Genomic DNA, 20,945 nt, shown 5'->3' on the forward strand with positions numbered 1-20,945 from the left:
TCCATCGCGCCAGTCTGCCCGGACCACCTGAGAGCAGGCTGCGCGGCATATGAGAGAACCGGCTGCACCGTGCCAGGCCCCCGGCTCGAACGTCCTCCCGCATCGCAGGGCTGCAACGCTACTTCTGTGCGCCCACGTAGGTGACCATGCCGATATGCCGAGTCGTGGTGATGGTCAGCCCATTTCGGGTCAGCGCCGCCGCAAGCTGTGCACGACCGACGAAAGTGACACCCGAGACCGCCCGCACGACATTCGAGCTGCGCACGACCATGCCCAGCGGCCCCGGCCCCGCCGTCGGCGCCATGATCGCGATATGCCCGCCGGGCCGCACCACGCGGGCGAGTTCGCTCACCGCGCGCAGCGGATCGGGCATCAGGAACAGGGCGAGGAAGCAGCTCGCGGAGTCGAAAGTACCGTCAGCGAAAGGCAATTCGAGCGCGTCACCGCGCAGATAAGCCACATTCGGACTGCGTGAACCTGCCACGGCCTGCGCCAGCATGGTGGGCGACAGGTCCAAACCCACCGCCAGCCCGTCGGAGCCGACCACCTCTGCGAACCAGTCGGTGAAATTGCCGGGGCCGCAAGCGACATCGAGTACTTTGTCGCCGACTCTGAGATCCAGCAGATCGCGAGCGAGAGCGCGTTCGGAAGCCACCGACCGCCCCAGCATCAGCCGCGTGCCCAGGGCCCGCCACGGCCGATAGATCAGCGGATAGAACGTCGATTGCATGACGCTCTGGCCGATTCCGGACGCCCGATTCTCGGTGCCCAGCAGATTCACATAGCCGGCCGAGATATCGAAGTCGCCGGTGATGTGCGCGCGATCGCGATCGATCAGCTTCGTCAGCTTCTGGACGGCGTGCGCCGGTTGACGGTGTGTGGTGTGCGGCATGAGACCTCCTTGTCCCCTCGACACTGTATATCGTCTCAGACAGCTCTGCGCGCTGGTGTCTGCGACGTGCGGTGTCCCCGGGTTACCACTCTTCAGTCGTGGCTGGTTGCGCGGCGGTATTGGATTGCCCACCAGATCTGGAGGGCGGTGCCGGCCGAGCGGAGATTGGTGGCGGTGAGTTCTTCGAAGCGGGACAGGCGGTAGCGGACGGTGTTGGGGTGGACGACGAGGCGGTCGGCGGTGGTGTCTACGCGCATGCCGGTGTCGAGGAAGCAGGCGGTGGTGGCGATGAGGGTTTGGGCGGTTTCGGTGTGGCCCAGGGGGTCGAGGTAGCGGCGGGCCAGTTCGGCGCCCAGGTCGGTGTCGGCGGCGATGGCGGGGAGGAGGCCGACGTGGTCGAGGTCCAGGGGGCCGGGGAGGTCGAAGAGTTGGGCGGTGGTGAGGATGCGGGTGGCGAGGCGGAAGGAGCGGTCGAGGTCGGCGAGGCGGGTTGGTGGGCCGTAGGCGATGGGGGTGGGGGTTTCGGTGCGTCTGGTGATTTCCACAAAGCCTGCGAGGTCGCCGTCGATGGTGGTGGTGAAGGGGCGGGACGGCTGTACCGATCGCTTTTTGCGTTGTGACACAACAGGTGTCGGTTCATCGGCCGGGATTCGGGCGCGGTAGGCGCAATACTCGCCTTCGGGGTCGAGTTCGAATTGCTGGGCTCGAACCTGGAGATCGGCGGGACTGAGCGTGCCGAGCAGCAGCGCGCGGGTGAAGTCCGCACGGAACTGTTCGTCATTGCGTGCCAGGGCGATTTCCACGTCGCGGTGCCCGGCGCTGTAGGCGATGGTGGCTTGGTCGACGAGGTCGAGCAGGTCGGTGGTCATGTCGAGCAGGAGCCGGTCGGCGGTCTTGGCGGCGCGGGCCGCCGCGGTGAGTTCGGCGAGTATCTCGCGTATGGCGATGCGCCAGCCGTTCTGGATTTCGGCGAGTGAAATGCCCTGGTGTGCTCTGGTTTCCCCGAAATCCCGGATGGCGGCGAGGTCGTCGGGAGTGAGGGGGTGCGCGTCGAGCAGGGCGTGGGCGAGGCGAGTCAGGATCGTCTCGGTGCTGCGCGCGATGGTGACGGCGGACAGCTCGGCATAGCCGGGCATCTCGGCGCGGGCGCGGGCGACGACCCGGGCGGTCACCTCGGGGAGCCGGTCCAGTACCCGGCCGATCATCCGCTGTTTCGCGGTGGGGCGGTGCGCGCTCATGGTGTGCCGACAGTACGTGCGGGGGATTGGAGAAATCAACAAGATCCGGCGGGGGAGTTCGACGCTGTTTCCATGGCGCAGGTCACACCGGCCCGCGAATACTCATGACACCGACCACCGTTGTTCGACGAAGGATTCTCGATGTACCTGACGCAGGGGTTGCACCGCGCCGCCCAGCAGAACCCCGACGGCGTGATGACCATCTGCGGCGAACGCAGCCGCACCAACCGGGAAGTGTTCGACCGGGTGAGCCGGTTGGCCGGCGCGCTGCGCGGGCTCGGCGTGGGCGCGGGGGATCGGGTGGCGATGCTGTCGCTGAACTCCGACCGCTTCCACGAATACCTCCTCGCGGTGCCGTGGGCCGATGCGGTGCTCAACCCGGTCAACATTCGCTGGAGCGCGCCCGAAATCGCCTACAGTCTGGCCGATTCCGACAGCCGCGTGCTCCTGGTGGATGATGTGTTCGCGGCCGTGGTGCCCGCGCTGCGCGAGCACTTCCCGGGACTGGCCACGGTGATCCACTGCGGCGACGGCCCGACGCCCGAAGGCATGGAGTCCTACGAGGCGCTGATCGCGGCAGCCGACCCGGTCGAAGATGCCCGGCGCGGCGGCGATTCGCTCGCGGGAATCTTCTACACCGGCGGTACCACCGGATTCCCCAAGGGCGTCATGCTCAGCCACGCCAACCTGGCGACCTCGGCGCTCGGCGGTGTCGCGACCGGATACCTGATGGCGCCGGGCGCGGTGTTCCTGCACGCCGCCCCCATGTTCCATCTGGCGGATCTGGCCGGTTGGCTGGGCGTGCTCATGATGGGCGGCACGCACGTGATGATCCCCGCCTTCGACCCGGTCGCGACCCTGAATGCGATTGAGCAGCACCGGGTTTCCTCCAGCGTGCTGGTGCCGGTGATGATCCAGCTGCTGGTCGATCATCCGCGCGCCGGCGAATTCGACCTGTCCAGCCTCGAACACGTCATGTACGGCGCGTCACCGATCGCCGAGGCGGTGCTGCAGCGCGCCATGCGCTTGTTCCCGCACGCCGGGTTCGTGCAGGCGTACGGCCAGACCGAGGCCGCGCCGATCATCACTCTGCTCGGCCCGGGCGACCATCGCGAGGGACGCCTGCGTGCGGCCGGAAAAGCAGCGCCGCACAGCGAGATCCGAATCCTCGACCCGGACGGCCACACCGTGCCGAACGGTACGGTCGGCGAGGTCGTGACACGCGGCGGCCACGTGATGCTCGGCTACTGGAACAAGCCCGAGGAGACCGCCGCGACACTGCGCGCGGGCTGGCTGCACACCGGGGACGGCGGCTTCCTCGACGACGAGGGCTACCTGTACATCGTGGACCGGCTCAAGGACATGATCGTGTCCGGCGGTGAGAACGTCTACTCCGCCGAAGTGGAGAACGCCCTGGCCGCCCATCCGGCGATCGCCGCCGTCGCGGTCATCGGCGTGCCCGACGCGGAATGGGGCGAACGGGTGCACGCGGTCGTCACCTGCGTCCCCGGGCAGACTGTGACCCTGGACGAGGCGCGCGAGCACACCAGACAGCTCATCGCCGCCTACAAAGCGCCCCGCAGTCTCGAAATCCTCGACGCCATGCCCGTGTCGGGCGCCGGGAAGATCCTCAAACGCGAGCTGCGAGACAAGCATTGGGGTGCACACGCGCGCCTGGTCAATTGACCTCGGCCACCAGGTTCGGGGGGATCGGGACGGTGTGATCTGCTGAGGGAATGGATGCTGGTTCGCCGTCCCGGCCCTCACCTGCGGATCTGGCCGCGGCGCAGGACAAGACCATTCCCGATGTGATCGGTCCCGGCCTGCGCGTGCTGTTCTGCGGCATCAACCCGGGCCTGTGGTCCGGGGCCACCGGACAGCATTTCGCGCGTCCGGGCAACCGGTTCTGGCCCGCCCTGCACAGATCCGGCTTCACGCCCCGCCAACTGCGCCCCGACGAACAGCGGGAGATGCTCGAGCTGGGCCTGGGCATCACCAATGTGGCCGCACGCACGACCGCCAAAGCCGATCAGCTGACCGCGGAGGAACTGCGCACCGGAGGACGCGCCCTGGTCGAACGCGTCGAGCAATACCAGCCCCGGGTGCTGGCCGTACTCGGAATCGGCGCCTACCGCACGGCCTTCGGTCGCCCGCGCACCACGATCGGCCCCCAGCCCGAGCGGATCGGCGACACCGCGATCTGGGTGCTGCCCAACCCCAGCGGGCTCAACGCCCACTACACCCTCGATGCCCTCGCCTCGGAATTCCGCGTCCTGCGCGAGGCGCTCGAGGCGGGTTCGATCTGATCCCGGCTCGATCCCGCCCGTACGGCCGACCCGCCGCTACCGGATCGCAGCGCCCCGCAGCGGTAACGTCTGACAGGTACCCGAGCGTTGACATGGCTCGTAAGGAGCGGGCAGTGCGAAAACTGTTGTGGGCGTTGGAACTGATCCTCGCGATCCTCGGCGTCATCTGGCTGACGCTGTTCCTGCGCGACGAGCCGGTGACCGCGCCGCTGCTCGCCTGGAACATCGTCGCGGTCGGCTACATGGCCGCGGGCTGGACGGTCCTGCGCCGCGAACTGCCCTCACAGCCCGTGGACGATATCGCCGAACTGAGCAGTCCCCGCTGGTACACCCAGTTCTTCGCGGTCCTGGTCAGCTGTTTCGGACTGGCCGGCGGACTCATCGTCGGCACCGTCCGCGACGACGTACACGCCGACGGTCTCCTGCAAGGCTTGGCCGCAGCGACGATCGTGCTGTCGTGGTTCCTGCTGCACTCCGCGTTCGCCCAGATCTACGCGCGCGAGAACACCGCCGAAGGCGGCCTGGACTTCCCGAACTGTCCGCTGCCCCAGTTCACCGAGTTCTTCTACTTCGCGATCACCATCGGCACCTCGTTCGCCGTCTCCGACGTCACCGTCACCACCCGCTCCATGCGCCGGCGAGTCATGGTGCACAGCATCGTCAGCTTCTTCTTCAACGCCGCACTGATCGCGATCGCCATCGACTGGATCAAGAGCTGATTCGTCGCCCGGCGCAGGACGCCCGCTCGGTGTGATCGCGTGTGCTATTGCCGCTGGCGGGTGTGGGTGGGCAGGACCGCCCACACGACCTTGCCCGTGGGTCGGCGGGGTGAGCAGCCCCACCGGCGCGCCAGCCGGCTCACCGTGTGCAGGCCCAAATGCCTTGGAATGGCATGCACCCCGGGCCTGCGGGTGCCGTCGGCGGCGGGTTCGCGCAGTACCGCCTCGCGCGGGTCCTCATCTTCCACGGCAATGGCGAACAACCCGTTGTACAGCTCCAGCCGCACGATCAGATCGGCATCGCCGCGACTGTGCAGGCAGGCGTTCTCGACGAATTCGGTGACGATCAAATGAGCATCGACCTGCACCTCCGGCGTGCCCCAGCGCTCACAGATCTCGGTGACGAACCGGCGGGAGTCCTGCCCGGCGCTGGGCCGGCGGGCGACGGTGAGGTGGGTGCGGCGTCGCCGCGGGTCATCCACGGCGGCGATGGCGTCGGGCACGCCGGAGTACACGGCTATGAACCGGCTGATCGCGCTGGCGTGCAAGCATTCTCGCACCCGGGTGGACTCCGACGCGATCATGATCGGGACGGCCGGCCAGTCCTCAACCCTCATCCAGGCGCGGCTGAACGCGATCAACAGGGTCTCGGAGGCAATGTGCAAATCGTCGATGACGACGATGACCGCGCGGGGACCTTCGACGGTGAATTTCACCAGATCATCGGTGAAGCGCCGGTAGCTGCTGGTGTCGAGGCGGCCGTGCGCGGTGACGACCGCGCACCCGTCGTTGTCGGCGTGGCTCCATCGGACCTCGGTGTCCACGGATTCACTCATTTCCCCGCAGCGCTCCTTTCGCCTGGGATAGCCGCGGCAACCGTTTGCCAGGTCTGCGCAGCGCGGGTCGATCAACAATTCGCGAAGCCGGCCTCCAGCCTACTCGCGACGCGCACCCGGCCGAATCCGAAACACCCGCCATAAATCGGTTCCGACATGGGTATCGACGGAATTCGTAATCCAAATCAATTGCAGCGCTTCGTTTTCGATCGGCAACTCCGGGTAGTGCGAGGGACGGTGCATCGTTGCGCCGACCAATCGAACCCTGACGAAGGACGAGATACCCATGAGCACACGCGACACCACAACCCTGCTGACGCAGCTGCGGGCGGTCCGCGATCTGACCAATACCGAGATTCAGATCGCCGAGACCCGGATCGCCCAGGCGCGGACGGAGGCGGTGCGCCGCGAGCTGTCCGAGAACGCCGAGAACGGCCGCGCCCGCGTCGAGGCCATCGAATCCGCCATTCGCGAGCTGGGCGGCGTGCCGGCGGTGGTCGGCCCGTTCCTGGGCCGCGTCCTGGCTATGTTCAAGGCGCTGGGCGAACAGACCAGGCCTTTCGAGGAAGCGCTGCTGGGCGACCTGTCGCTCGAGCATCAGCTGCTCGACCGGTCCCGCTATATCAAGGCCCTCGCCGAGGACGCGAAGCTCTCCAGCGTCGTCACCTTGGCCGACGGACTGATCAAGGCGCACACCGCGACGGTGAACTGGCTGACCACGGTGCTGGCCGAAGACGCCCTGGGCGGCCCGGCGGCCTTGCGCCGTACCCCGCTGCAGGTCGCGACCGGAACGGCCATGAAGGTGGCCAATATTCCGGCCTCCTTGTCCGCACGCGGCATCGATCGGGTGCTCGACACCTTCCGGTCCGCGCCGCCGGCGTTGGAAGACCTGCTGGCGCGCGGCGCGCACGCCAGGGAGGTCGCGGCCAAGACCTTCAGCGCCTCCCGTGACGCCGCCCTGCAGACGGCCGAGCAGGTCGCCCGCCGGGAAGGAGCCGCCGGTACCGCCGATGCGCTGCGCTCGGTGCGCACCGCGACCGGGGTGCTCGAGCCCGGCGAACTGCCGATCCGCGATTACGACGACCTCAACGTCTCCCAGACCGTCGCGGCCGTCAAGGAATTGGGTTCGCCCTCCGAATTGCGTGCGGTGCTCGCCTACGAGGAGGCGCACAAGAACCGGCAGGGCGTCGTGTCGGCCACACAGACCCGTCTCGCCACGATCGCTCCGGAGCTGACCGGTCTGAACTGACCTGCGGCGCAATGAGATCGACCGACGGACCCCGCCCGTCCGGGAACGCGGCCAGTCCGGCCCGTTCCCGGCGGGCGTCGGCCCGGCCGGTCCGCTGTTTCGGACCGTCTGCCCGAGCCCGGACCACCGAAACGTGAACGGCGCGGCGAGAATTCGGTCAGCCAGACTGCTGACGACCGGTGATGATCGCGGCCAAGCGGCGCAACGATTCCCGGTTGCGCGGCAGGAGCATCGCATCCTGCAGCAACCCCGGCATCAGTGCGACCGGCCCGCGGTGCGCACGTTCGGCGATCCGTATCGTGGTGTGGCCCGCAGACTCCTCGTCCAGCGTCAACCAGATGCGAGCCGTGCCCGCGGGCCACACGGCGGCCTCCAATTCGATGCTGCGCGGCGGATCCACCGCGACCACCGTCGTCGAGTCCTCGACCGTCAACGGCCACAACCCCACGCTGTGATGGATGCGAGTGCCGACTCGCGGCCAGCCCTCGTCCACCCCGCGAATATGCGAGGCCCCCACCACCCATAACGCAAACAGCCAGCCGTCGGCTATCACCTCGAACGCCTGCTCGATCGGCACCGGTACCGTGATCTGCGGTTCAGCGACCATCACATCGTCCTCTCGCCGACACGGCTGTTGCTGGCCGGTCTCGATTCGTTTGCTGGCGTAGTTCCCAGGGTGCCACGGGGCGGTCAGCGGTCCGCCTCGCAGCACGGCGCCGCCCATACCGTCGGCTTACCCATTAGTTGTCGATCCACCGGCTATCCCGCGGCGGGGCGCGGGTGGGGTGGGTGGCCACCCTCGACCTCGGCTCGGTGGGGTCACGCGGTTTTCTCTGGCTCGACCGGAGGCAGGAGAAGGCCGGATTCCCATGCGCGATCGATCAGTTGGACGACATCGATGCGGGTCAGCTGGGTGAGTTGGGGATCGGTGAACACCGTATTCGTATGGTCGGCAACCTGAATCGACACCAGCCGCGCGATCGGCGCCACCAGTACGGCGGCGCGGCCGAGCAGATCGATGCCCCGCACACGCACCGCTACGTCGGCGGGGCGGACCGGATGCAGGCGCACCAGTAGGGCGCAGGGGTGGCTGAGAACCAGGTCCAACTCGGTGCGCAAGTCGACCCCGGCGACGAACCGCGCCTCGAGTTTGCCGAGCCCGGCGTCGATTCGCAGGAGCAGTGGGATCCGCAGTATCAGCCGGCAATGGTCGTTCGGATCGGGTTCGACCATGGCGTGATCGGTCCGCCCGGCCGCCCGCGCGGTCAGCAATCCGGCGGGCCCGAAGCCGATCGGACCGATGTCGAGCCGATCCCGCACCACAGCGGTCACGACGGCGCCGATGCGTTCCGGGCTGGCGGCCGCGCGCAGGATCTCGTCTGCGAATTCCAGGCGCGACAACGATTTCCGGGCCATCTCATTGCCGGTCGGTGTGCAGGTGTCGGCCATGAGGCGGTGTCCTTTCGACTGACCCGAACACCGAGCAGGCATCGGATAGTCCTCGCGTACCCCGCGGTCGCGATACCAATCGAGCGCACCCCCGGGGCGTGTCGCGGTCAGGGCCGCCGGAGGCGCGACGGGACGTCCGGCGCGGGAGATGCGCGTACATGGGCGCTGACAGGGACAATTCGGATGTGAATGCACCTGCTGAGCCGGGAGATCCGGTGTCATCGTCCGGCGAGTCGGCACCGAGCCCGCGCACGGGCAGTTTCCGATTCTGGTTCGCCACTCAGCGGTGGGAATGGTCGCCGGAGCTCTATCGCATGCACGGCTACCATCCCGGCGAGGTCGAGCCGACGACGGAATTGCTGCTGTCGCACAAACATCCGGACGACCGCGCGCACGTGGCCGAGGCGATCACCCGCTCGATCACCGAAGGCGAGCCGTTCTCGAGCCGGCACCGATTCATCGACACGCGCGGCCGCGAGCATCAGGTGATGGTGGTGGCCGACCGGATCAGCCGTGACGACGGCGCCCCGGCCGGGACGAGCGGCTACTACATCGATCTGTCCGACACCCTGGCCGAGACCGAGCGCGAGGTCCTCGACCAGTTGCTGCCCGGGATGATCGAGGCGCGCGCGGTGATCGAGCAGGCCAAAGGGGTGCTGATGCGGCTCTATCGCATCGATGCCGAGCAGGCGTTCAAAGTGCTGGTGTGGCGCTCGCAGGAGACCAACGTCAAACTGCGGGATCTGGCCACCGCGCTGATCGCGGAACTACCCGCCGTACCGCCGCCCGCGCCGGGCGTCGTGGCCGCGTTCGACCACATCCTGCTGACCGTGCACGAACGCATCCCGCGAGGCTGAGCGGCCCGGAAGATTATCTTTCGAACCCACTTGCACTCGACTATGCCGAGTGCTAAAAATTATCTATGTCAGATGACAGAGGTTATCTGAGTCTCCTACGAACGAGAATGGAGTGAGCTGGAGGTGGCGACCATGCTGATGCGTACCGATCCCTTCCGTGATCTGGATCGTTTGACCCAGCAGGTCTTCGGGACCCCCGCGCGGCCCGCCGCGATGCCGATGGATGCCTGGCGCGAGGGTGACGAGTTCTTCGTCGAGTTCGACCTGCCCGGCATCGACCCCGACTCCCTCGACCTCGATGTCGAGCGCAATGTGGTCACCGTCAAAGCCGCACGCCCGCAACTGGATCAGAGCCGGTCGATGATCGCGGCCGAACGCACCCGCGGAGTCTTCTCCCGTCAGCTGTTCCTGGGCGAGAACCTCGACACCGACGCCATCCGCGCCGACTACCGCGACGGCGTGCTGCGGCTGGTCGTCCCCGTCGCGGAGAAGGCCAAACCGCGCAAGATCGAGATCAACCGCGCCGACAGCCACGACCGCCAGGCCATCAACGCCTGATCCGGAAACGGCCCCCGGCCCGACCGAAAAGAGGTGATGCCTGTCGAACATCCCTCGCAGCAGACATTTCTCACAACCTCGTCCCCCTCGGGTGAGCCCGCTCAGCGCAAGGCTTGCGGGCTCACCCGGCCCTCTTCTTCCGATCCCTTCCCGCACTGCCCCCATGGTGAGAGAGGAGACCGTGATGAACACCGTCATTCCCGTCGGCAGCGACTTCGACCGCGCGGACCAGCAAACCTTCGTCGACGACCGCGACCACGACCTCGGCCTGGACACCGCAGCCCTACACCCCTCCGGCGAGAGCGACTGGGCCGGTTGGGATTCCGCCGATATCGCCGACCGCATCGACCAGAACTGGATCACCCCACGCCCCCGCGACTATGACCACACCGATGCCGATGATGACGACGACTACTGCCTCGCCTACTGACCCCGGCACACCCACGTGCCCACCGCGCTGGCGCCGCGCCCACGTGTCCTGGTTCGACACCGCCAAAGGCTTCGGCTTCCTCACCCCCGCCTCCGGCGGCCCCGCCGTATTCGTCGACTACACCACCATCGACGTCCCCGGCTACAAAACCCTGGCCCCCGGCCAGCCCGTCGCCTACCTCGCCACCGACACCGACCGCGGCCCCGAAGCCACCCGCGTCATCCCCGACCCCCGCTCGAACGCGGGACGTCATCACACTTCGGCGGACACAGCCCGCCGACGGCGGTCACGCTGGACTGCCCGTCGGCTGCCCGTGCGGGATGTATTCGGGCAGTGAGGTTGTGAAGGCTCGGCGGCGTCGTTAACGGGTCTTGATGAATACTCCCGGGCCGGGTGTTTCGGTAGTCGCGTCATCGGGGCAGTTGAGGGGAGTGGCGACCGAATCGCCGGGGCGGTGCCGCCGGTCCCGTGCGGGTGAATGTTCAGGTTGGCGGTCGGGGAATTCAGTGCGATCACCGGACTGCGGTCCTAATGTTGTGAGTCATCGTTCAGCCATAAGGGTTCTCAGTCTGCGGCGGCTCACGAGGAGTATCGAAAAGCGATGCGGGACCGGTCGATTCGCTGGGAGACCACCGTCGAGGCGATGTGCGCCGTCGTGCGGCCGGCCGGATGTCTCGACGCGTCGACCTTTCGCGAATTCATCGATCGCTTGGTCAAGTACGGCGCCGACGAGCCACGAGCGGTCGTGGTGGTCGCTGACGAACTTCAGGTCGTCGGCGATCCTCCGTTGACGGCGTTCACCATCGCGGCCGACCAAATCGGTGATTGGCCGGGTATTCCGCTGCTGATCGTCGCGGAGAGCCCGGCGCTGCATGCCCGTCTGACAGGCACCGCGCTCAACAACTTCGTGCGCGTATTCGCCTCGGTGCCAGAGGCATTGGCCGCGGTCACCGACCCGCCGCCGCGCCGGCGGGCCGCGATCGACTTGATGGCCGATGCCGACTCTGCCCGGCGCGCCCGCCGATTCATCGAATGCACCTGCGAGCGTTGGCATATCGGGCAAGTCCGCGCCGGCGCGCAACTGGTCGGCACCGAACTGGTCGAGAACGCCTTCCTGCACGCTCGCGTTACCGGCGATATCGGCCTGCGCCTGGAGCTGCGTGGCGAACGACTCGTCATCGCGGTTCACGACCCCGATCCCACACCGGCCGTCTTGTGTGAACCCGACCCGAACGGCCACCGCCGCTATGGGTTACACGTCATCGGTCGCCTCGCGCTGCGGTGGGGCTGTACTCCCGAATGGCTGGGCGGCAAGACGGTATGGGCGACCTTGAGCGTCGACCGACCAGCTCTCAACTGAGCGGCCGAGGCCATCCGCGGTCAGCGGTCGAGGTCGGCTGCCAGCCGGGCGGCGTGGGCTGCCGCACGGTCGGCATCGGCTCCGCGACGATGGTCGGCGGCGGCTTGCCGGTGGCCGATACCGATGCGCTCGCCGCTCGCCGCTGCGATGTCATGGACGCGCGCGGCGCGTTCGTGGACCTCGGCGGCGCGTTCGTGAGCTGCGGCCGCCCTCAGGTGGGCTGCGCGTGAACTCGCCCGGGACTGCTGTGCTCGCTCGGCCGCGACCGCCGCGTCGGCCGCGGTGACGGGCAGGCCGGTGGCCAGTTGCTCGCGGCGCCGTGCCAGCTCACGTGCACGGGCTTCGGCACGGTCGGCAGCGGATTGGGTCATCATCCAAGCCTAAGCGTCTCGTCCGGCGTCGGATGGGCGCATGAGTTTGCAGGAACAACATCAACACGCTGATCAGGCGATGGCCGCAGTTCACGCACCTGAGTGGACGCTGCCGATAACATCGAGCAGGTGGGCCGGAGGTATTGATTGGAAACCGTGTCGCAGGCTATCCGACGAATGCCGGGCGGGTTAAGGAAGCAGCTCGGCCGGTCAGGGACACATCCGCAGGTGGGTGCGTGTTCATGGTCCTCGCTGTGGTCGGTGAAGCAATCGGTGGCCGGGATGCGGCAGGAGCAGGCGCATCATCAGGAGTGACGAAGACAGCGCGGTACGGATCGCGGCCGCTCTCATGCGCGCAATACGGTGACCGTGCGACCGGAGGGAGTCCGCGCCTCGTCGAATGCGGTGCGCTCGGCGATCGGAGCCGCGAGCGGCCGGCGATCGAAGATCACCAGGACACCGGTCGTCAGCCCGAGCCGGTCGAGGTAGCCATCGATCCGACCCCGACTTCACGATCTATGTGCCCGGCGCCGTTGACGATTCGGTGCAGGTAGGCCATCAACACCAATTGCGCTGCGGCTTCATGGTAGTTGTCGCGCGCGGCCAGAATATCGCCGTGCAGGATCCAGAAGGCGGTGAATTCTCGCATCAGGTGGGGAAATCGATGCGGCCGTCCGGGAATCGGAAACTCGGCGGCTCGGCGGTCATGACCGCTTCGGTGCGCTGGCCGAGCACCCGGACGATGACCTCCTGGTAGATCGGGTTGGCGAAGCGGAGCTGTTTGCCCTGGGCGATCAGCCCGAGGTCACGCACATAAGTCAGATCATCATCGAAAGTTGTATCCATTTCCGGTATTTCGCCGGTGATGACCGGTTCGAGTACTCGCTGCACCCTGGGCTGATTCAGCTTGTCGATCAGGGAATCGAGGTGTGTGGCTCGCGCGAGTATCAGCCGTTCCTTCGCGGTTTCGACATGATCGAGGGTGACGGTGCCGCGTACCCGCATCTCGCTGATGATCTCCCAAGCCAAGGCATTCACCAGCCATGGCTGGCCTTGCGTGTAGTAGTGCGCGAGGTCGATCGCCTTGTCATCGAACTCTTGACCGGTGTCGGCCGTGTGCTGCCCGAAGAGTTGCCTCATCTCGAGCTTGTCGAAGTCGCCGATCCGGATCGATTTGATCTTGATATTGAACGGGCTCGCCGTCCCGAGCCGCTGCGGGTCGCCTCCGGAGGCCGCCTTGTAATCCCGGACATCCCGCAGTCCGCACAACACCACAGAGTGCACGAACGCTTTGCGATTTTGGGTGAATCCGGCGCGCAGCTGCTGCAACACGTTCAGCAATCCGTTACCGCGCAATGCGTCGATCTCATCGAAGAACAGGACCAGCGGCCGTGGGCACTTGGCTACCCAGGCGGCGAGGCCGGCCTTGAGCCGCGTGCCCGGTGCGGCCGCCGGCCATTCATCAGGTGGCATCAATTCCGGTGCGAAGCCTTGTAACTCGGCGGTTTGGCGAAGCTCGCTCAGTAGAACGCTCTCCACCCCCGCGAAATCGTCGCCGAATACCTGCGCGGTTTCACAGGAGATCGACAGCGCCAGGAAGTGCCCTTCGGCGGAGAGGTCGTGTGCGAGTCCCAAGAGTGCGGTGGTCTTGCCGGACTGGCGCGGTGCGTGCACGACGAAGTAGAACCCGAACTCGATATACATGCGGGCATCGGGAAGCCGCTCCTCGGCGGGGAGCATGTAGTGCAGGTCCGGATAACACGGGCCCGCCGTGTTGAAGTACCTCACCGGCTCACCCTACCGACCCGGTGCGCGAGGCAGGTGCGTGTCGGAGCTTGCCATGTACTCCGAGGATTTCGCGGCGTTGTATTCGTCTTCCGATCGTGCGCGGGGCGGGTGCCAGATGGCGTTTCATCGCCTCGAACCGGTGGGCTGTGTATGAAAGTCTTTGTCGGGCAATAGCACTGCTCTGATGGTCTCGTGGACGCGGGAGCGCAACCAGCGGTGGGCGGTGTCGGCGGTATGTCGGGGGTGCCAGGCCATGGCAAGTTCGGCGGGCGGTAGATCGAGGGGGATTGTGAAGCTACGCAGGCCGAGCGCGATCAGTGCCGGTGCGTCGGGTACCGCGGGGGCGAGGGTGATCATGTCGGTGTCGCGGATGGTGAGCAAGGCCGCGGTGAAGCCAGGGACGGTGGCCACTACCCGGCGGGTGAGGCCGAGGTCGGCGAGCCGGTCATCGATGGGTCCGGTGAGGCGTCCGCGGCGTGAGATGCCGATGTGATCGGCGGCGGCGAATGCTTCGGCCGTCACGGTTCCGGTGATGAAGGGGTGTGTGGCGGTGGCGACGCCGCGTACCTCGAGTTGAGCCAGGGGTTCGATGATGGTTTCGGGTTCGGCGTGGTCGATGACGCCGATCTCGAGATCGATTCGGCCATCGCGCAATGCTGGTGTGCCCTCGAGAGCATCTGGCAGGAAGCGCAGCGTGACATCGGGTGCATGGGCGCGCACAGTGGCGGTCAGTGGGCCGGCGAGCGTGTTCAGTACGGCGTCGCCGGCTTGGATGGCGAAGACGCGTTCGAAGGCGGCGGGCTCGGTGTCGCTGCGCGGAGTGAGAACTGTCCGGGCCTGTTGAAGCACGGCGGCCACCTGGGCCCGCAGTTCCAGAGCGCGTGGCGTGGGCACCAGGTTGCGGCCCGCCCGTACCAAGAGCGGATCGCCCAGCGTGCGGCGCAGACGGCCCAGCGCCCGGCTCATCGCCGGCGGCGAGGTCTGCAATCGCGCCGCGGCCTCGGTGACGCTGCCGGTATCCAGCAGTGCGTCCAGCGCCACCAGCAGGTTCAGGTCCAGGTTGTTCATGCGCGGGCTTCGATCCGATTCCTCTGACTGGAAAGTATCGTGCCCAATCTTGGCATTGCTGGTCATCGGCGCCGTCGTGAGGATGGGAATATCGGCCGGGCCCGACCGAATCGCTCAATTCTTGTTCGCGTGAAAGGACCTCACAGTCATGTCGACCCGATCTCCGGCCGGTGCCCAACTGGCGGTGCTCAGTCAAAGTGGTTGCACCCTGAGCTTTTTCGACCTCGACACGTATCGGCGCAGCGACGTCGTCGAGGTGTTACCCGAGGGGCACGAGCTGTGCTTCGACCCTGGCAGGCGGGTGGTGTACGCCAGCCATACCTATCGGTCCGGGCACTACCTGGCACACGAGGCGAAGGGGCACGAGGTCTCGGTCGTCGATGTGGACACTCACAAGGTCGTCGACGTTATCGATCTCGCACCCGAGCACGCCCCGCACGCTCTGCACCTCGATGCGGCGACCGGGTTGCTGTATGTCAGTGTCGAGGAGAGTTCTTGTGGCCCGGGCGGATTGGTGGCCGTTGATCCGGACGCCCGCACGATGGTGGCGCGGTATTCGGCCGAGGCGCCGGTGCCGCACTGGGCTGCGCTCACACCGGACGGCCGCAGGGCGTACACCACCAACAAGCAGACCCCGTTCGTGTCCGTTGTCGACCTCACCGGGGCAGGCTCGGTGCGCCGGATTCCGGTCGCGGGCAGCGAGGACCTCGCTCTGACCGCGGACGGGACGCGGTTGTTCGTCGCGACACCGACGATCTCGGTCCCCGCCGATACTGCGGCAACCTACGCCGTCGCGGTTGTCGACACCGCTTCCGACGCGATCGTGCACACCATTGCACTCACACAGGTTCCCAGCCCGGTACACGTCACCAATGACGGCAAGCTGCTGGTCGGGCAATGGCGGCTGGCCGATACCAGCAGCGGGTCCCCGTTCCGGAACGGGTTGCTGTCGGTCTTCGACAGCGTCTCGTGCGAACCCCTGGCCGAGATCGAGGTCGGGCTGGGGCCGATCAACATCGTCTCCGCGCCGGACGGGCGGACCGGGTATGTCGCCAACCTCCAGTCCGGCACCGTCAGCGTGATCGACCTGGGAACCTTCCGTGTCGCGAGCACGTTGGAGGTCGACCGCGGTGAGAGCCTGCCCGCGGGCCGAGGGATCCCCAACCAGGGCGCGCACGGCCTCGCCTATATCCCCGCGGTCTGCTGACCCCATCCGGCGGCGACGCATGCCGCACGGCCCCCGGGCGATGGCGTGACCTCGCCGGTGGGGCCGACTCGGCGAGGGGCTCCGGTGCGCTTGTTCGCGGTCCTGGCCCAGTCCGGCCGAAGTGCTGAGGCGCCGAACGCCGAAAAGCCCTGGGTCAGCTCGGATTCTCTCGGAACCCGATGTGCCCGGTGTCGGCGTCGAAGAAGTAGTCGTAGCCTCCGAGTAGATGCCGGCCGGTGTTGACGAAAGGTCCCTGCCGTGACCAGCGAGCGGCCGGGTTGCCCTGTGGGGCAAGCGCATCGGCGGGCGCGCCGATGGTGACGGAATAGTCGAGCGCGGGGTCGGTGAGGTTCGGCATGCCGGTGCGGATCGGCGTGCCGTTCGGGATGGCATCGCGCAGAGCGGGCGGCCGCTGGGAGGGGTCCAGGCCGACGATCATGGTGGCGATTCCGGTGTCGAAGAGGACTGTGCCACAGTGTGTCTCGTTGTCGAGCAGGGCGAAGCAACCCGGTGCGGCTCCCCAGCTGCCGGGCAGGCCGGGGGGACCTGCCGAGGGGGTCTCCGGCTTCGGCAGTGCGATCTGCTTGAAGCCTGCCGAGTCATCCGCCGAGAGTCCCAGGGTGATGCCATGGCGTGTGATGACGTAGCCACGTCGGGCAGCGCCCGACTCCGAGCATCGCGACATTGCTACAGCAGTACAGGCGAATCGGCACTAATCGGCCGAATGGCCGGGCGTCAGGCCCGCTACGGCGTGGTAACGCAAACTGGTGGGCGGCCGCTTGCGGAGGTGGGCTGCGGTGGGGGACAGGAGGAAGCCGACATGATCACCGGAGTCGACGGTGCGGGTGATACTGCCGGTGAACCAGCCTGCGGCGCCGGTGAGAATCGGCAGCAGGTGCGGGCCTTCGGTCCATTCACAGTGGTCGAATTTGTCTATCTCCGAACCTGTTTCGCTGCCGAAGAGTTCGGCGAGGGGGAGTGCCGTGGTGCCGAGCAAGTGCACGGCCAGGTGGGTCGCGTGCTGGGCGATCTCGTAGGTGCGGTTGGCCTTGGACAGGCAGGCCAGGAAGACGCGGGGTTCGATGCTGACCTGGGTCGCGAAGCCGACGAGGCAGCCCGCGCGTTGCTCGCCCGCGGCGACGGTGACCACCCACATCGGGGTGTCCGCTTGGGCGACGACGGCGTCGAATACCGCGCTGATCCCTACCGCTTCATCCGCCATCGGCACTCCCGTTTCTCGAGGGTCCATATGAATCGGTCGATTTCAGGGTAGGGGTGAACGGGCGAACGGGCCGGGTGTGAAACCCGGCCCGCTCTCGCAAGGGCGGTCAGGACCGCCGTGGCTATGCTCCCGTGGCGAGACGGTTCAGACTCGTCGCCGACCGGTTGCCAAGCCGACCAGGAACAGCAGGATGACGGCTCCCGCGAGACAGGTCAGGAAGCTGAAGATCAGGCCGCCGCCTTCGACGTCCACGCCGAACAGGCGCAACAGGAATCCGCCGATCAAGCCGCCGATCACGCCGACCACGATATTGAGCAGGATTCCCTGCTGAGCGTCGGTGCCCATGAACTTGCTGGCGATCCAACCGGCGAGTCCGCCGATCACGATCCAGCCGATGATCCCTAGTCCGAGCATGGCTCCTCCTTCGAGTGCGCGGCACCGTCGCCCGGTGCCTCCGCCGGTGCCTTACCCCGGCAAATCGGTACTAATCCGGCAAGCGTGATGTCGCCGGCTGCGGGGAGGTCAATGTCCCTGCCGGATCTCCGGATCGGCATTCCTGCCGCGATGCCGGCGTCGCCACTCCAGGAAGAGCACCACGGCGCCCGCGATGAACAGCACCGCGCAGGCGATCCCGCCGACCACGGCCCATCCTCCGAATCCGTAGCCCGCGGAGACCAGGGCCAAGGCGAGGGCGACGATGCTCAGTCCCAGCAGGGTGAGTCCCGCCACGTTGGTGCCGTCTTCGATTCCTTCGCCCGCGTGCCGCTTCGGGGTTCCCCGGCCCCAGCGTGAACCGGCACGATTCCGGCCCGCGGTACCGCGCGGCGTCGTTTCGTGGTTCGCCATCGACAACTCCTTCGCACCAGGGTCTCCCTATCGGTCCGGTACTACCCCGAGACCGATTGCCGAATCGTCCCGATTGACTGGATCGGTAGCGGGTAGATCGAGGCAGTCAGCTGTACCCGCTTCGAAGGAGACGATGGTGCGGACCGTGTCCGTGGCGAGAACGCCGCTACCGCAACCCTGTGGCGAACTGTCAGCACGGGTGCTCGAGACGCTCGGCAAGCCCGCAGGATCGCCCGTGCCCGCATTGCCCGCGCCGGCCGGCCCTTACGATCGCGATCCGCAGCTGGCGTTGTACGTCTGCTATGCGCTGCACTACCAGGGTTTCGCCGGCGTCGATGACAGCTGGGAATGGGACCCCGGACTGTTGGGCCTCCGCGCGGGACTGGAACGACGTTTCCTGGACGCGCTCTACGCCGATGCCGGTGACGGCGGTGACGTCATGGCCGAACTCGACGAACTACTCCTCGTGCCCGACGAGGAGAGCGGTGTCGCGGCGTTTCTACGCGATGAGGGCAAGCCGTGGCAGGTACGCGAATATTTCGTGCACCGATCGATCCTGCATCACCAGGAAGCCGACCCGTATGCCTGGCTGATCCCGCGATTGCGCGGGCGCGCCAAAGCAGCGCTGGTCGCGGTCGAGTTCGACGAGTTCGGCGGTGGTCGCGCGGATCGAATTCATCAGCGGCTCTTCGCTGATCTGCTGGAGGGCGCGGGGCTGAATCCGGACTATCTGCATTACCTGGACGTGGTGCCCGCACCGATGCTCGCGCTCGTGAACATGATGTCGCTGTTCGGCTTACATCGCGAGTTGCGCGGCGCGGGAGTCGGGCATTTCGCGTCAGTGGAAATCACCTCCTCGCCCGCCTCGCGCCGCATGGTCGAAGCACTCGAACGGCTCGACGCCGACCCCGCGTGCGTCACCTTCTATCGCGAACACGTCGAAGCCGACGCCGTGCACGAACAACTCATGCGGCGCGAGGTGATCGGCGATCTGCTCGAGCGCGAACCCGAACTCGACGCCTCGATGGCATTCGGCATTCGCGCCACCGGATTCCTGGAAGACCGCTTCGCCGACCACGTGCTGAAGTGCTGGCGAGCGGACCGCCGCTCGCTGCTCGGCAATGTGGAGCCCGATGGGCGGGGCGATACTTCGATGGCCCGACCGCGAATAGAGCGCGAATATGCGGCTATTCGGAACAAGTGATGTTGATTCGCATGCCCGGTGTGTACCGGCCGCAAGCCGATACCCGTTTGCTGGCAACAGCCATGCACGGTGCGGCGATACCGCCGGGCAGCCGCATTCTCGACGTGTGCACCGGGACCGGAACTCTCGCCCTCGAGGCCACCCGGATTCCCGCGGCAGCCGTGACAGCCGTGGACATCTCACGGCCCGCGCTGATCACGGCCTGGCTGAACGCCCGGGTCCGCGGGCGCCCCATCGAGCTGATCCACGGCGATTTCCGAACTGCGCTGCGCGGCAGGCACTTCGACGCGATCGTCTGCAATCCGCCGTACGTGCCCTGCCCCGGCGGTGAGCCGCCGCGTGGCGCCGCGCGCAGCTGGGATGCCGGTGCCGACGGTCGTTCGGCCATCGATTCGCTGTGTCTGCTCGCGCCTGAATTGCTCTCCAGCACCGGCATATTGCTGATGGTGCAGTCGGCCCTGTGCGGAGTGGACGACACCCTGCACCAGCTCCGGGATTCCGGTCTGAAGGCCGCCGTCGTCGCGCGCGCGGAGGTGCCGTTCGGCCCGGTGCTCAACGGCCGCTTCGGATGGTTACTGGAACGGGGCCTGATCTCGCCCGGTCAATTCAGAGAGGAACTGGTGGTTGTCCGTGCCGACCGACCCCGGAAATAGCCGCCGCACAATCACTTACACCGCCGACGGGCCTGCCCTGGTGGAGGGCCCCATCGATGTGGTGACTGCCGACGGCCGCACCCTGCATTGCGACCGCTGCGTGGTGGCCCTGTGTCAATGCCGGCGTTCTGCCATCTACCCGCTGTGCGACACGAGTCACCGCAAGCGCCGGCGGCCCGAAAGCTGATCCGGCGCTTGCGACTCGCTTACTCTCCCGGATAGTTCTGCTCGGCGAGCAACCGAGCCAGATGCGCCGCATTCCGCGCCAGTGTCGAGGTGGCAGCGGCAACCGCGCATGGCGTTTCATCCAGATCGCGATAATCCGTACTGCCCATGGCCTGATCGTTCCAATAGGTGCACCCCTGAGCGGGAATACCGAACCCGATATCGTTCAGCGCCTGGAACAGATCGGCGCAAATCTTCTGCGCCCCATCCTCATTACCGACGACCGCCACCGTGGCGACCTTGCCGGTCAGGACGGGCCGTCCGGCATCGTCGGTATTGGACAGCTCGGCGTCCAAACGCTCCAGAACTCGTTGCGTGACCGAAGACATGTGGCCCAGCCAGGTCGGCGTCGACACCACCAGGATGTCGGCGGCCAGAATGTCGGCGCGAATGGTCGGCCACTCATCCCCGGGCCCCGCGTCGGCTTCGACTCCCGGCGCCAGGTCGTAGTCGACCACTCGCAACTC

Annotated in this window: 26 protein-coding genes and 1 pseudogene; 13 read left to right on the forward strand and 14 right to left on the reverse strand. The window is 66.9% G+C overall.

Going from position 1 to position 20,945, the window contains the following annotated elements; genetic code table 11:
* Window positions 1-118: 118 nt before the first annotated feature.
* Window positions 119-892, reverse strand: coding sequence for a methyltransferase domain-containing protein (locus NY1_RS31720; RefSeq protein ID WP_067720834.1), 774 nt, complete (start codon window positions 890-892; stop codon window positions 119-121).
* Window positions 893-984: 92 nt separating this feature from the next.
* Entirely contained in the window at window positions 985-2,130 is a 1,146-nt protein-coding gene (locus NY1_RS31725) for a PucR family transcriptional regulator (RefSeq protein WP_067720835.1), read from the reverse strand.
* A gap of 141 nt (window positions 2,131-2,271) precedes the next feature.
* Here NY1_RS31725 and NY1_RS31730 point away from each other — a divergent pair, with 141 nt between their 5' ends.
* The 3 genes from NY1_RS31730 to NY1_RS31740 all read left to right on the forward strand — a co-directional run bounded on the left by NY1_RS31730 (window position 2,272) and on the right by NY1_RS31740 (window position 5,155).
* A complete protein-coding gene (locus tag NY1_RS31730) occupies window positions 2,272-3,816 on the forward strand; it encodes an acyl-CoA synthetase (protein WP_067720906.1) in 1,545 nt (514 codons plus the stop codon).
* Between the two features lie 50 nt (window positions 3,817-3,866).
* The gene (mug, locus tag NY1_RS31735) at window positions 3,867-4,436 is read left to right on the forward strand and encodes a G/U mismatch-specific DNA glycosylase (protein ID WP_067720836.1); all 570 of its coding nucleotides are present in this window, start codon (window positions 3,867-3,869) and stop codon (window positions 4,434-4,436) included.
* A 113-nt stretch (window positions 4,437-4,549) separates the two neighbouring features.
* On the forward strand, window positions 4,550-5,155 hold the full coding sequence (locus NY1_RS31740; RefSeq protein WP_233434581.1) for a DUF1345 domain-containing protein: 606 nt from the start codon (window positions 4,550-4,552) through the stop codon (window positions 5,153-5,155).
* Between the two features lie 44 nt (window positions 5,156-5,199).
* On the opposite strand, the gene NY1_RS31745 is transcribed toward NY1_RS31740, so the two are convergent.
* Window positions 5,200-5,991 (reverse strand): ATP-binding protein, encoded by a 792-nt coding sequence (locus tag NY1_RS31745; RefSeq protein ID WP_067720838.1) that lies wholly within the window; start codon window positions 5,989-5,991, stop codon window positions 5,200-5,202.
* Window positions 5,992-6,277: 286 nt separating this feature from the next.
* Between NY1_RS31745 and NY1_RS31750 the strand changes: the two genes are divergently transcribed.
* The gene (locus NY1_RS31750; RefSeq protein ID WP_067720839.1) at window positions 6,278-7,240 is read left to right on the forward strand and encodes a hypothetical protein; all 963 of its coding nucleotides are present in this window, start codon (window positions 6,278-6,280) and stop codon (window positions 7,238-7,240) included.
* A gap of 157 nt (window positions 7,241-7,397) precedes the next feature.
* Here NY1_RS31750 and NY1_RS31755 read toward each other — a convergent pair whose 3' ends face one another.
* Entirely contained in the window at window positions 7,398-7,964 is a 567-nt protein-coding gene (locus NY1_RS31755; protein WP_369690460.1) for an SRPBCC family protein, read from the reverse strand.
* 95 nt (window positions 7,965-8,059) lie between these two features.
* Window positions 8,060-8,689: a hypothetical protein gene (locus NY1_RS31760; RefSeq protein ID WP_067720840.1), complete on the reverse strand. Its 630-nt coding sequence runs from the start codon at window positions 8,687-8,689 to the stop codon at window positions 8,060-8,062.
* 158 nt (window positions 8,690-8,847) lie between these two features.
* Here NY1_RS31760 and NY1_RS31765 point away from each other — a divergent pair, with 158 nt between their 5' ends.
* From NY1_RS31765 to NY1_RS31785, 5 genes are all read left to right on the forward strand, one after another.
* Window positions 8,848-9,546 (forward strand): PAS and ANTAR domain-containing protein, encoded by a 699-nt coding sequence (locus NY1_RS31765; RefSeq protein ID WP_067720841.1) that lies wholly within the window; start codon window positions 8,848-8,850, stop codon window positions 9,544-9,546.
* A gap of 132 nt (window positions 9,547-9,678) precedes the next feature.
* Window positions 9,679-10,104 (forward strand): Hsp20/alpha crystallin family protein, encoded by a 426-nt coding sequence (locus NY1_RS31770; protein ID WP_067720908.1) that lies wholly within the window; start codon window positions 9,679-9,681, stop codon window positions 10,102-10,104.
* Window positions 10,105-10,288: 184 nt separating this feature from the next.
* Entirely contained in the window at window positions 10,289-10,534 is a 246-nt protein-coding gene (locus NY1_RS31775) for a hypothetical protein (RefSeq protein ID WP_157762587.1), read from the forward strand.
* Between the two features lie 43 nt (window positions 10,535-10,577).
* Entirely contained in the window at window positions 10,578-10,871 is a 294-nt protein-coding gene (locus NY1_RS45445) for a cold-shock protein (protein ID WP_067720843.1), read from the forward strand.
* Between the two features lie 264 nt (window positions 10,872-11,135).
* Window positions 11,136-11,894, forward strand: a complete 759-nt coding sequence (locus tag NY1_RS31785) for an ATP-binding protein (RefSeq protein ID WP_067720844.1) — start codon at window positions 11,136-11,138, stop codon at window positions 11,892-11,894.
* A 20-nt stretch (window positions 11,895-11,914) separates the two neighbouring features.
* On the opposite strand, the gene NY1_RS31790 is transcribed toward NY1_RS31785, so the two are convergent.
* The 4 genes from NY1_RS31790 to NY1_RS31800 form a co-directional block, all read right to left on the reverse strand.
* A complete protein-coding gene (locus NY1_RS31790) occupies window positions 11,915-12,265 on the reverse strand; it encodes a hypothetical protein (protein ID WP_067720909.1) in 351 nt (116 codons plus the stop codon).
* Window positions 12,266-12,731: 466 nt separating this feature from the next.
* Window positions 12,732-12,914 (reverse strand): hypothetical protein, encoded by a 183-nt coding sequence (locus tag NY1_RS44270; RefSeq protein ID WP_218028487.1) that lies wholly within the window; start codon window positions 12,912-12,914, stop codon window positions 12,732-12,734.
* On the reverse strand, window positions 12,914-14,053 hold the full coding sequence (locus tag NY1_RS31795) for an ATP-binding protein (RefSeq protein ID WP_218028489.1): 1,140 nt from the start codon (window positions 14,051-14,053) through the stop codon (window positions 12,914-12,916). Before NY1_RS31795 ends, NY1_RS44270 begins: the two co-directional genes overlap by 1 nt.
* Before the next feature lie 123 nt (window positions 14,054-14,176).
* Window positions 14,177-15,112, reverse strand: a complete 936-nt coding sequence (locus NY1_RS31800; RefSeq protein ID WP_067720910.1) for a LysR family transcriptional regulator — start codon at window positions 15,110-15,112, stop codon at window positions 14,177-14,179.
* Between the two features lie 157 nt (window positions 15,113-15,269).
* On the opposite strand from NY1_RS31800, the gene NY1_RS31805 reads away from it, so the two are divergent.
* Window positions 15,270-16,328, forward strand: coding sequence for a YncE family protein (locus tag NY1_RS31805; protein WP_067720845.1), 1,059 nt, complete (start codon window positions 15,270-15,272; stop codon window positions 16,326-16,328).
* 154 nt (window positions 16,329-16,482) lie between these two features.
* Here the strand turns inward: NY1_RS31805 and NY1_RS31810 are convergent, their stop codons facing one another.
* From NY1_RS31810 to NY1_RS31825, 4 genes are all read right to left on the reverse strand, one after another.
* Window positions 16,483-17,013: a hypothetical protein gene (locus tag NY1_RS31810; protein WP_067720846.1), complete on the reverse strand. Its 531-nt coding sequence runs from the start codon at window positions 17,011-17,013 to the stop codon at window positions 16,483-16,485.
* Window positions 17,014-17,040: 27 nt separating this feature from the next.
* Window positions 17,041-17,550: a flavin reductase family protein gene (locus NY1_RS31815; RefSeq protein WP_067720847.1), complete on the reverse strand. Its 510-nt coding sequence runs from the start codon at window positions 17,548-17,550 to the stop codon at window positions 17,041-17,043.
* A 144-nt stretch (window positions 17,551-17,694) separates the two neighbouring features.
* Window positions 17,695-17,964 carry a GlsB/YeaQ/YmgE family stress response membrane protein gene (locus tag NY1_RS31820; RefSeq protein WP_067720848.1) on the reverse strand — a complete coding sequence of 90 codons (270 nt, stop codon included), beginning with the start codon at window positions 17,962-17,964 and terminating at the stop codon, window positions 17,695-17,697.
* Window positions 17,965-18,072: 108 nt separating this feature from the next.
* The gene (locus NY1_RS31825; protein WP_174567242.1) at window positions 18,073-18,396 is read right to left on the reverse strand and encodes a hypothetical protein; all 324 of its coding nucleotides are present in this window, start codon (window positions 18,394-18,396) and stop codon (window positions 18,073-18,075) included.
* 133 nt (window positions 18,397-18,529) lie between these two features.
* Here NY1_RS31825 and NY1_RS31830 point away from each other — a divergent pair, with 133 nt between their 5' ends.
* The 3 genes from NY1_RS31830 to NY1_RS45210 are packed head-to-tail and all read left to right on the forward strand — an operon-like array spanning window position 18,530 to window position 20,440.
* The gene (locus NY1_RS31830; protein ID WP_067720849.1) at window positions 18,530-19,600 is read left to right on the forward strand and encodes an iron-containing redox enzyme family protein; all 1,071 of its coding nucleotides are present in this window, start codon (window positions 18,530-18,532) and stop codon (window positions 19,598-19,600) included.
* Between the two features lie 11 nt (window positions 19,601-19,611).
* The gene (locus NY1_RS31835; protein ID WP_369690461.1) at window positions 19,612-20,253 is read left to right on the forward strand and encodes a methyltransferase; all 642 of its coding nucleotides are present in this window, start codon (window positions 19,612-19,614) and stop codon (window positions 20,251-20,253) included.
* Window positions 20,231-20,440 (forward strand): CDGSH iron-sulfur domain-containing protein, encoded by a 210-nt coding sequence (locus tag NY1_RS45210; protein ID WP_267888467.1) that lies wholly within the window; start codon window positions 20,231-20,233, stop codon window positions 20,438-20,440. Before NY1_RS31835 ends, NY1_RS45210 begins: the two co-directional genes overlap by 23 nt.
* A gap of 19 nt (window positions 20,441-20,459) precedes the next feature.
* On the opposite strand, the pseudogene NY1_RS31840 reads toward NY1_RS45210, so the two are convergent.
* A pseudogene (locus NY1_RS31840) lies at window positions 20,460-20,942 on the reverse strand (flavodoxin family protein); the annotation flags it as partial.
* Window positions 20,943-20,945: the final 3 nt, after the last annotated feature.

The organism is Nocardia yamanashiensis NBRC 100130, from assembly GCF_001613325.1.
GTDB lineage: Bacteria > Actinomycetota > Actinomycetes > Mycobacteriales > Mycobacteriaceae > Nocardia > Nocardia yamanashiensis.

Excerpts from the sequence above, each read along its gene's own strand:
- NY1_RS31815 (WP_067720847.1), bottom strand. The coding sequence starts at position 17,550 with ATGGCGGATGAAGCGGTAGGGATCAGCGCGGTATTCGACGCCGTCGTC.
- NY1_RS31755 (WP_369690460.1), bottom strand. The coding sequence starts at position 7,964 with ATGGGCGGCGCCGTGCTGCGAGGCGGACCGCTGACCGCCCCGTGGCAC.
- NY1_RS31765 (WP_067720841.1), top strand. The coding sequence starts at position 8,848 with ATGGGCGCTGACAGGGACAATTCGGATGTGAATGCACCTGCTGAGCCG.
- NY1_RS31730 (WP_067720906.1), top strand. The coding sequence starts at position 2,272 with ATGTACCTGACGCAGGGGTTGCACCGCGCCGCCCAGCAGAACCCCGAC.
- NY1_RS31770 (WP_067720908.1), top strand. The coding sequence starts at position 9,679 with ATGCTGATGCGTACCGATCCCTTCCGTGATCTGGATCGTTTGACCCAG.
- NY1_RS31835 (WP_369690461.1), top strand. The coding sequence starts at position 19,612 with ATGCCCGGTGTGTACCGGCCGCAAGCCGATACCCGTTTGCTGGCAACA.
- NY1_RS44270 (WP_218028487.1), bottom strand. The coding sequence starts at position 12,914 with ATGCGAGAATTCACCGCCTTCTGGATCCTGCACGGCGATATTCTGGCC.
- NY1_RS31745 (WP_067720838.1), bottom strand. The coding sequence starts at position 5,991 with ATGAGTGAATCCGTGGACACCGAGGTCCGATGGAGCCACGCCGACAAC.
- NY1_RS31810 (WP_067720846.1), bottom strand. The coding sequence starts at position 17,013 with ATGTCGCGATGCTCGGAGTCGGGCGCTGCCCGACGTGGCTACGTCATC.
- NY1_RS31725 (WP_067720835.1), bottom strand. The coding sequence starts at position 2,130 with ATGAGCGCGCACCGCCCCACCGCGAAACAGCGGATGATCGGCCGGGTA.
- NY1_RS31760 (WP_067720840.1), bottom strand. The coding sequence starts at position 8,689 with ATGGCCGACACCTGCACACCGACCGGCAATGAGATGGCCCGGAAATCG.
- mug (WP_067720836.1), top strand. The coding sequence starts at position 3,867 with ATGGATGCTGGTTCGCCGTCCCGGCCCTCACCTGCGGATCTGGCCGCG.
- NY1_RS31820 (WP_067720848.1), bottom strand. The coding sequence starts at position 17,964 with ATGCTCGGACTAGGGATCATCGGCTGGATCGTGATCGGCGGACTCGCC.
- NY1_RS31750 (WP_067720839.1), top strand. The coding sequence starts at position 6,278 with ATGAGCACACGCGACACCACAACCCTGCTGACGCAGCTGCGGGCGGTC.
- NY1_RS31785 (WP_067720844.1), top strand. The coding sequence starts at position 11,136 with ATGCGGGACCGGTCGATTCGCTGGGAGACCACCGTCGAGGCGATGTGC.
- NY1_RS31825 (WP_174567242.1), bottom strand. The coding sequence starts at position 18,396 with ATGGCGAACCACGAAACGACGCCGCGCGGTACCGCGGGCCGGAATCGT.
- NY1_RS31805 (WP_067720845.1), top strand. The coding sequence starts at position 15,270 with ATGTCGACCCGATCTCCGGCCGGTGCCCAACTGGCGGTGCTCAGTCAA.
- NY1_RS31830 (WP_067720849.1), top strand. The coding sequence starts at position 18,530 with ATGGTGCGGACCGTGTCCGTGGCGAGAACGCCGCTACCGCAACCCTGT.
- NY1_RS31790 (WP_067720909.1), bottom strand. The coding sequence starts at position 12,265 with ATGACCCAATCCGCTGCCGACCGTGCCGAAGCCCGTGCACGTGAGCTG.
- NY1_RS31720 (WP_067720834.1), bottom strand. The coding sequence starts at position 892 with ATGCCGCACACCACACACCGTCAACCGGCGCACGCCGTCCAGAAGCTG.
- NY1_RS31775 (WP_157762587.1), top strand. The coding sequence starts at position 10,289 with ATGAACACCGTCATTCCCGTCGGCAGCGACTTCGACCGCGCGGACCAG.